Raw genomic sequence first — 9,315 nt, 5'->3', positions numbered from 1 at the left:
GAAGTGGACTGGTTGCGCACCGAGATCCCGCGCCTGATGGCGGGTGTGGCCCAGCTCAAGGTGCCGCTGCTGGCGGAAGTCGGAGTTGGACCCAACTGGGAACAGGCCCACTGAACTTTGTGTCGGCGTCTGGGTCTGCCGTGTTTTACACCACCACAACAGGAGATGACCACCATGCTCAACGAGTCCCAGACCCAAGATCTGTCCGCACTGCTGCCGGGGCAATCGACTGAAGCGGGCGCCACGCGCCGCACGGCGCTCAAGGCGGCCATTGGCGTGGGCTATGCCGCGTCGGTGCTGCCCACGCTGGCCCAGACGGCCATCAAGACGCCGGCCGACGGGCTGGTGGCCGGGGATGTGACCATCGACGTCAAGGGCTTTGGCATGCCGGCGTACCGCGCCGCGCCCGCGGGCAAGACCGGGTTGCCGGTGGTGCTGGTGCTGTCCGAGATTTTTGGTGTGCACGAGTACATCGCCGACACGGCGCGGCGCTTCGCCCGTGCCGGTTACCTGGCGATCGCGCCCGAGCTGTTCGTGCGCCAGGGTGACGCCCAGGGCTATGGCGAGATGGCCAAGCTGATCGCCGAGGTCATTTCCAAAGTGCCCGACGCGCAGGTGATGGGCGACCTGGACGCGACGGTGGCCTGGGCGGCCGCCAACGGCGGGGACGTGAAAAAGCTGGGCGTGACCGGTTTCTGCTGGGGCGGGCGCCAGACCTGGCTGTACGCCGCTCACAACCCGAACGTGAAGGCCGCGGTGGCCTGGTACGGCCGCCTGGTGGGGACCCCGAACGAGCTGACCCCGCGCAACCCGGTCGACGTCGCCGCACAGCTCAACGGCCCGGTGCTGGGGCTGTACGGCGGGGCCGACACCGGCATACCGCTTGACACGGTTGATAAGATGAAGACTGCCCTGGCGGCCGGCGGTGCCGCGGCCAGGGCGTCGACCTTTGTGGTGTACCCGGACGCGCCGCACGCCTTCCACGCCGACTACCGGCCGAGCTTTCGCAAGGACGCGGCCGAAGACGGCTGGAAGCGGGCGCTGGCCTGGTTCCAGCAGCACGGCGTGGCCTGACCCGCCGGCGCACACCGCACCCCAGGGCCGCCCAAGCGGCCCTTTTTGTTTGAACGAACGACATGACTTTGATTGCAATCCTGCTGGGCACCGTGGCCGCCGGCGTGGGCAGCGTCTGGCTGGCCGCCGTGCTGGGCCTGGCCATGCTGGCGCGCTACACCCAGCACATGCTCAGCCTGGCGGCGGGTGCGCTGATGGCCACCGCCTTCATGCACCTGCTGCCCGAGGCCTTCAACAGCGAGGCCGAGGCCAAGGATCTGTTTGCGCTGCTGCTGGGCGGGCTGGTGTTTTTCTTCCTGCTCGACAAGGCCGAGCTGTGGCACCACGGCCATGAGCACCACCAGGACACGGCGTACGACGGTCACGCCGGCCACGACCATGAGGGGCACGCGCACGCCGGGCATGGCCACCAGCACCATCACCACGGTCACGAGCGCCGCTCGGGCGGCTGGGCTGTGCTTGCCGGCGACAGCGTGCACGCGTTTGGCGATGGCATCCTGATCGCCTCCGCGTTTGTGGCCGACATGCGGCTGGGGGTGGTGACCTCGCTGGCCGTGCTGGCGCACGAGGTGCCGCACCACATGGGCGATCTGGTGGTGCTGCAGCAGACCTCGGGCACGCGCCGCGCGGCGCTGGTGAAGGTGTCGCTGGCGGGCACCGTCACGGCGCTGGGCGGGCTGGTGGGTTATGCCTTGCTCGGGCAGCTCAGTGACTTCCTGCCGTACTTCCTGGTGGCGGCGTCCAGCAGTTTTGTGTACGTCGCGCTGGCGGACCTGATCCCGCAGCTGCAAAAGCGCCTGGGCCTGCGCGAGACGGTGGGCCAGGTGCTGTGGCTGTGCGCGGGCATCGGCCTGGTGACGGTGGTCAGCAGCCTGGCGCATTGAGGGAAGTCCCCCCCGCGCCGCCTGCGGCCTGCAAGGCACGCCTCAGGCGGCGCGGGGGGATCAGTCTCCGCTGCCGAACGAGAACTCGAACACCGAGCCTTTGCCCACTTCGCCTTCGCCGCGGATGTGGCCGCCGTGCCGTTCGATGATGCGGCGCACCGTGGCCAGTCCCACGCCCGAGCCTTCGAATTCGCTGGCCGCGTGCAGGCGGTTGAAGGGTTTGAACAGGCGTTCGGCGCGCGCCATGTCGAAGCCGGCGCCGTTGTCGCGCACGAAGAACACCGCGGCCTGGCCCGGTGGTCGCAGTGCCTTGCCGAACTCGATGGTGGCGGCCGCCTGGTGCCGGGTGTACTTCCAGGCGTTGCCCAGCAGGTTTTCCAGCACGATCTGCGCCATGCGGGCGTCGCAGTTGGCCATCAGGCCGGGCTCGATCTTGACCTGCACGGCGCGCGCCGGGTCGCGGTGGCGCTCCTGCCGGATCACGTCTTCGGCCAGCTCGCTCAGGTTCACGTCCATGCGCTGCAGGCTGCCCTGGCTCACGCGCGCGAGCGACAGCAGGTCGGTGATCAGGCTGCTCATGCGCTGGACCGACGTGTCGATGCGGTCGAACATGTCGCGGTCGTCGTCGTTCAGGCGCTCCTGCATCTGTTCTCGCAGCAGGTGGCTGAAGCCGTCGATCGAGCGCAGCGGCGATTTCAGGTCGTGCGAGACGGTGTAGGCGAACGAATCGAGCTCGCGGTTGAGGTACTCGAGCTGCTCGGTGCGCTCGTGCACCCGCTGCTCCAGCGTGGACTGCAGCTGCAGGATCTCGCGGTCGCGGCGCAGGCGCAGCAGTTCGGCGTTGCAGCGGCTGGCAAAGATGGTCAGCAGCGCCTGAAAGTCGGGTTGCAGCTGCGGGCGCTCGCGCCACACGGCACTCAGCAGCCCGACCGGGCTGCCGTCGGCATCGCGCAGCGGCAGGCCCACAAAGGCGCTGAGGTCCACGTCGCTGAAGGGCGGTTTGAGCAGCATCGGGCCCGGCGCCGGATTCTCGAACAGCAGCATCTCGGGCTGCGTCAGCGCCTGGTCGCACAGCGTGAAGCTGATGTCGCAGTTGTGGTTGGGCTGGTGCGCGCCGCTCCACAGCAGGCTGAGCGTGTTCAGGCGCCGGGCGCTGTCGAGTTCGCCGATCACCACGCCGTCGGCGCCGATGACCTTGGCCAGCTGTTCGGCCAGCGAGCGGAAGAAGGCTTCGCCGGTTTCGCCCGAGACGCCTTCGGCCACCGTCAGCAGCATGGCTTCGCGCTGTTTTTCAGCCGCCACGTTGAGGGTGAACGACAGGGCGCATTCCTCGCCCGCGATGTCGATCATTTCGGCCCAGATGCGCACGTCCACCACCTGGCCGGACTTGGCCCGCATGCGGGTTTCGTACGCCACCAGCCGGCCCTCGCGCCGCAGGGCGGCCACATAGTGGTCGCGGTCGGCGTCGCTGAGCCACACGCCGGCGTCGGTGGCGGTCTTGCCTGCGAAGTCGGCCTGGGTGTAGCCGAGCACCCGTTCGTTGGCGGGGTTGACCTCGATGAAGCGGCCATCGCTCATGCGCGTGATGGTCATGCCCAGCGGACTGAAGTTGAAGGCCTTGGAGAAGCGTTCGCGCGACTTCTCCAGCGCGACGCGGGAGGCCGTCTCGGTGCTCACGTCCAGCACCATGGTCAGCAACAGGCGCTCGTCACCGTGCTGCACCAGCTCGGCGTGGACCTGGGTATCGAACACACTGCCGTCGCGCCGCTGCCCCTTGGCGGCCAGGCCCTGCACGCGCCCGGACGACACGACGCGGCTGCGAAACGCCAGCTGCTCGGCCGGATCGATCCACATCGGTGGCAGCGCGGCGCCGACCAGTTCTTCCCGCGAATAACCCGAGAGCGTGCAGAAGGCCTGGTTGCAGTCGACGATGACATCGCGGTCGATGGACTGCACCAGGCAGGCCACCGGGTTGCTGCGGAACAGGGCCGTGAAGCGTTCCTGGCTGTCGCGCTGGGCGGCCTGTGCCGCCTCGGCCGCGGCCAGTGCCTCGGCTTGGCGGTCGAACGCTTCTCGCAGCCGGTGCTGGCCGGCCAATGCGCTGATCAGCAGCATCGCGATCACGGCGGTCTGGATCACCCAGAGCCCCCAGGTGGTGGTCGGCAGACCGGGGAGCAGCCCTCGCTGCTCCATCAGGTTGACCACCGCCAGCAGCGCGATGCCAAACGCCACGACGGCCAGCATCTTGCGCCGCGAGAGGAAGGTGTTGGCCAGCAGCATGGACGCCATGAGGGCGAACACGCCGGCGCTGCGCACGCCACCGCCGAGCACCGTGGAGACGCTGGCCGCCGCCAGCGTGATCAGCACCAGCCCGTGGGCTGCCGCGACGTCGTGCCCGCGCCGGCACAGCCAGACCAGCAGCCAGACCAGGGTGCTCATGAGCAGCACCGTCCACGCCAGCGGGGTGCCGCCATCGCGCAGGTACAGCGTCACGCCGACCAGGGGGAAGGCCGCGCTGGTGGACAGCAGCAGCGTGTGCAACGCCTTGCGGCGGTGCTCGTCGAACCGGCCCGGGCGGGGGGCGGTGGTGCGTGGCAAATCGGTGGGCGGGGGTGTCGTCATGGCGTTGTCGATGTCGCCGGTGGTGCGGCGCTGGTGGCCGCTTCGAAACTGAACAGGAAGCGCGCGCCTTCACCCGGTTGCGCAACGGCGCGGATGCTGCCGCCGTGTCGCTCCAGGATGCGGCGCACCGTGGCCAGGCCGATGCCGGTGCCCTCGAAGCCGGCGCTGGGCATGTGCAGGCGCTGGAAGGGCTGGAACAGCTTGTGGGCGTGCGCCATGTCGAAACCGGTGCCGTTGTCGCGCACAAAAAAGTCGCCCGCTGCGCCCTGGTGGTTCGGCAGCTGGCCGAATTCGATCACCGCGTCGGCCTGGTCGCGGGTGTACTTCACCGCGTTGCCCAGCAGGTTTTCCAGCGCGATGCGGGCCAGCCGCGCGTCGCACTCGGCGTGCAGACCGGGCGCGACCTGCCAGCGCAGGGTGCGTTCCGGGTGTTTGGCCTGCTCGGCCTGCAGCACCTGCAGCGCCATCGCGCTCAGGTCGACCGGGCTGCGCTGCAGCGGTCCCTGGCTGACCCGGGCCAGCGCCAGCAGGTCGGCGATCAGCGTGCTCATGCGGTGGGTGCCGGCGAGCACGCGGTCCAGCAGTTCGGCCTCGTGTGCGTCCAGCCGGCCCTCCAGCGACTCCTGCAGCAGCTGGGTGAAGCCGTCGATCGCGCGCAGCGGCGACTTCAGGTCGTGCGAAACGGAATAGGCGAACGAGTCGAGTTCGGCGTTGAGCTTGCGCAGTTCGGCGGTGCGTTCGCGCACCCGTTCTTCCAGCGAAGTGTTCAGGCGCAGGATCTCGCGGTCGCGGCGCAGGCGCACCAGCTCGGCGTTGGCCCGGCTGGCAAAGATCGCCATCAGCGCGCGGGTGTCGTTGGACAGATGCACCGGGTGGCGCCAGAACGCGTTGAGCACCCCGATGGGGGTGCCGTCCTCGTCGCGCAGCGGCTGGCCCACGTAGGCCTGCAAGCCCTCGTCGGCCAGGGCCTGGTAGTGCTGGAACCGCTGGGCGAGCGCGCTTTCGTGGACGTACAGACTGGGCTGCTTCAAGGCCTCTGCACAGGGTGTGCCGTCCAGATCGAAGCTGTAGTTGCGGCTGTTGCGGCCGTCTTTCCAGACCGCCAGCGTGCGCGCGCGGTGGTCGTCGCGCAGCTCGCTGACGGTGACCATGTCGGCCCCGATGGCCTGCGCCATGTGCAAGGTCAGCGCCTGGAACAGCGCGTCGCCACTGGGGCCGGCCATGCCGCGGGTGAGCGCCAGCAGCTGGGCCTCGCGGCGCTTTTCTTCGGTGGTGTTGACGAAGCACGACAGGATGCAGTCTTCGCCGTCGATCTCGATGCGCTCAGCCCACATCTTGGCGTCGATCACCCCGCCATCCACATGGCGCATGCGGGTCTCGTAGCCGCTCACGTGGCCGTCGGCCAGGATGCGGTCGATGAAGGTCTGCCGGTCCGCCGGGCTCAGCCAGCCGCCCAGCTCCAGTGTCGTCTTGCCCAGCAGATCGTCCCGGCGCAGGCCCTGCACCGGGTCCCGGGCCTGGTTCACCTCGATGAACTTGCCGTCGCTCAAGCGCGTGATGGTCATCTTCAGCGGACTGAAGTTGAAGGCCTTGGCAAAGCGCTCCTCGGACTTGCGCAGCCGCTCCATGGCCTCGTTCTGGGTGGTCACGTCGATGATGGTGGTGATCACCAGGCGGTCGCCGGGGTCGTCGCTCATTTCGCTGGAGACCAGTGCGTCGAACGGGCTGCCATCGGCACGCTGGCTGCGCGCGGCCACGCGTTCGGTGCGGCGGTGTTCGGCGATCTGTTCCAGGTAGGCGGTGCGCTGCGACAGATCGGCCCAGAGCCTGTGGTCGGGCTGGCCCAGCACCTGGTCGCGCGTGTAGCCGTAGCAGCGCTCGAAGGCGGGGTTGACGTCCAGGATCATGCCGTCGCGGGCCGACTGCGCCAGCATGGGGCTGGGACTGGTGCGGAAGATGCGGGCAAAGCGCACCAGGCTGCGGTCGCGCTCCTGCTCGGTGCGCTTGCGCAGGGCCAGTTCTTCCAGCTGCCGCTGGAAAGCCGCTTCGGCCCGCGATCGGCTGTAGTAAACGAGGATGGCCACCACGATCAGCACCGTGGAGTGCGTGATCCAGACCTTGGTGCCGACAGCGAAATTGGGTGTATGCAGCCCACCGCGGGCTTCAGCGAGCGTGAGTGCCCCCAGCGACGCCACGCTGAACACGACCGAGCCGATCAGCGCGGTGCGGCTCAGCAGAATGCCCGCCCCCGCGACCGCCGCCACGAACAGGAAGCCCCCCGCGGTGCGCACCGAACCAAAAGCCAGCACCGCCAGGTTGGCCGCCATCAGCACCGAATACACCATCAGATGGGGCATGTACACGGTGTGGCCTCTGGACACCAGCGCGTAGGCCACCCAGCCGATCAGCGCCACGAGCACGGTCGACCACACCTCCAGCGGGTTGGTGCTGCTCAGCTGCACCAGCGGGGTGAGCACGGTCGCGGCCACGCCGATCAGCAGCGCAATGGCTTTGAGCGTGGTCTGGTGGATGCCCTTGTCGGGCGTCACCGGTGCGGTGCGGACGGGTTCTGTCACGTGGGGGGTGGTGCACCAGCGCACCCCGGTGCGGGGCGGGTCGGCGCAAATCCATGTCGGGTCGTCCTATGGCATCGGCTCAGGCGCGGGAAACTTGACCCTGGGCACAAGGCAGGCCGGGTGTGTTGCACCACTCGCTCCAGCTGCCGGGGAACAGGGCGGTGCGGCCCAGACCGGCCACTTCCATGGCCAGCAGGTTGGGCACTGCGCTCACGCCGCTGCCGCAGTGGTGGGTGACGCTGGCCGGGTCGCGGCCGGCCAGCAGCAGCTCGAACTCGGCGCGCAACCGGGCCGCGGGCTTGAAGCGGCCGTCGGGCCCGATGTTGTCGGCGAACGGGCGGTTCAGCGCGCCCGGGATGTGGCCGGCCACCGGGTCCAGCGGTTCGACCTCGCCGCGAAAGCGCGGGGCGCCGCGCGCGTCGATCAGGGTCTGGTCGGGTGCGCCCAGCTGGCGCGCGATGCCGCGGGCGTCGGCGGTGGCGGCCAGGGCCGACCCCAGCACAAAGCTGCCGGGCGCGGCGGCCGCTGGTTCTTCACCCGTGGCCACCGTTGCACCGGCCGCTTGCCAGGCCTGGAACCCGCCATCGAGCACGGCCACGGCTTCGTGCCCGCACCACTTGAGCATCCACCACAGGCGCCCGCAGTAGTTGACGCCCTGGCTGTCGTACACCACCACCTGCTGGCCCGCGTTCAGGCCGGCGGCGGCCAGCCAGCCGGCAAAGGCCTCGCGTGTGGGCAGCGGGTGGCGTCCGCCGCTGGCACACGGCGCGCCGTCGTGCGCGCTGAGGTCGCGGTCCAGGTGCACATGGCGCGCCCCCGGTATGTGGGCCTGCCGGTGCTGTTCGGGCCCGGCGTCGGGGTTCATCAGGTCAAAGCTGCAGTCGAACACCAGGGGCGGCGCGTTGCCGGCCATCAGGGCCTGCAGCTGGGCGGTGGAAATGAGCAGTGGGTACATGCGGCGCATTGTGCGGGACACCCCCCGCTGCGCCCTATAGAGCAAAGGTTTGCACCCGTGACGCTGTGCACTGCCGGCGCGCCGGCGTGCAGGCCGTCAGTGCTCTTCTGCCGGCGCATTGGGCACGGCGCGGCTGCGCAGCCAGGTGGCGGTGATGCCGCTGGCGATGATGAGGCCCATGCCCAGCCAGCCCATCAGGGGCATGCGGTCACCGAACACCACCATGCCCAGGATGCCCGCGAACACGATGCCCGAGTACTGCAGGTTGGCCACCAGCAGGGTGGCGCCGCTGGCGTAGGCGCGGGTCATGCACAGCTGCCCGCCCAGCGCCAGCAGGCCGATGGGCAGCAGCCACAGCGCGGCCGGCCAGGTCCAGGGCGTGGCGCCCACGAAGGCCATGCCCAGCAGGCCGGCCAGCACGGCGCCGATGGAAAAATAGAACACGGTGCGGGTTTCGGGCTCGCCCGCGCGGGCCAGCGACGCCACCTGCAGATAGGCCAGCGCCGCGAACAGGCCCGAGAGCAGGCCCACGATGGCGCCGATCAGCTGGTCCGGCGCGAGTGTGGGACGCAGCATCATGGCCACCCCGGCGAACCCGGCCAGCACCGTCAGGAACAGCGGCCCCTGTTGCCGCATGGGCGCGCCGCGGCCCTGCACCAGCAGCGCCCCGCCGAGCAGGAAGGTGGCGATCCAGACGCTGCTCATGTAGTTGAGCGTCATGGCCGTGGCCAGCGGCAGCAGGGCGATGGCGTAGAACCAGGCGGTCAGCGAGACCGTGCCGACCAGGCTGCGCCACACATGCATCATGGGCACGGTAGTGCGCAGCGAGACGCCGCGCGCCCGGGTGAATCCCCACAAAAACACCACCCCCACCAGACCGCGGTAGGTGACGATCTCGAAGCTGTTGAAGTGCACCGACGCGAACTTGATGCACACCCCCATGGTCGCGAAGAACACCGACGCCAGCAGCATCCACAGGGCTTGCACTAGGCACCCCCCCGCGCCGCCTGCGGCGTCACCCCCCCGGGGGGACGCCACTGGCGGCCCGGCAAAGCCGGTTCCGCGGTGGCCTGGGGTAAAGGCACTTCGCTCCCCGACGGCGGCTCTCGCGGGGGCGTCGTTGCGACAGCCGTGTCTCGTTCCAGAGTCACCGCAGAACCGGCTCCGCCGGGCTGCTGGTGACGCCCCCCTGGGGGGGTGACGC

Annotated in this window: 6 protein-coding genes; 2 read left to right on the top strand and 4 right to left on the bottom strand. The window is 69.5% G+C overall.

Translation table 11 applies throughout. The annotated features are described in order from the left end of the window. Nucleotides 1–174 precede the first annotated feature (174 nt). Complete coding sequence (locus ACR2JA_RS13100) at nucleotides 175–1,074, top strand: dienelactone hydrolase family protein (RefSeq protein ID WP_434009522.1); 900 nt, start codon at nucleotides 175–177, stop codon at nucleotides 1,072–1,074. Nucleotides 1,075–1,136: 62 nt separating this feature from the next. Then, nucleotides 1,137–1,958 carry a ZIP family metal transporter gene (locus tag ACR2JA_RS13095; protein WP_434009521.1) on the top strand — a complete coding sequence of 274 codons (822 nt, stop codon included), beginning with the start codon at nucleotides 1,137–1,139 and terminating at the stop codon, nucleotides 1,956–1,958. Between the two features lie 60 nt (nucleotides 1,959–2,018). Here the strand turns inward: ACR2JA_RS13095 and ACR2JA_RS13090 are convergent, their stop codons facing one another. The 4 genes from ACR2JA_RS13090 to ACR2JA_RS13075 all read right to left on the bottom strand — a co-directional run bounded on the left by ACR2JA_RS13090 (nucleotide 2,019) and on the right by ACR2JA_RS13075 (nucleotide 9,098). After that, entirely contained in the window at nucleotides 2,019–4,580 is a 2,562-nt protein-coding gene (locus ACR2JA_RS13090; protein WP_434009520.1) for a PAS domain-containing sensor histidine kinase, read from the bottom strand. Then, nucleotides 4,577–7,156, bottom strand: a complete 2,580-nt coding sequence (locus tag ACR2JA_RS13085; RefSeq protein ID WP_434009519.1) for a PAS domain-containing sensor histidine kinase — start codon at nucleotides 7,154–7,156, stop codon at nucleotides 4,577–4,579. Before ACR2JA_RS13085 ends, ACR2JA_RS13090 begins: the two co-directional genes overlap by 4 nt. 79 nt (nucleotides 7,157–7,235) lie before the next feature. Next, complete coding sequence (locus tag ACR2JA_RS13080) at nucleotides 7,236–8,111, bottom strand: sulfurtransferase (RefSeq protein ID WP_434009518.1); 876 nt, start codon at nucleotides 8,109–8,111, stop codon at nucleotides 7,236–7,238. Nucleotides 8,112–8,207: 96 nt separating this feature from the next. After that, entirely contained in the window at nucleotides 8,208–9,098 is an 891-nt protein-coding gene (locus ACR2JA_RS13075; RefSeq protein ID WP_434009517.1) for a DMT family transporter, read from the bottom strand. Nucleotides 9,099–9,315: the final 217 nt, after the last annotated feature.

Source organism: Hydrogenophaga sp. (assembly GCF_051007235.1).
Classification (GTDB): Bacteria; Pseudomonadota; Gammaproteobacteria; order Burkholderiales; family Burkholderiaceae_C; genus Hydrogenophaga.
This window is presented reverse-complemented; position numbering and strand designations above follow the sequence as displayed.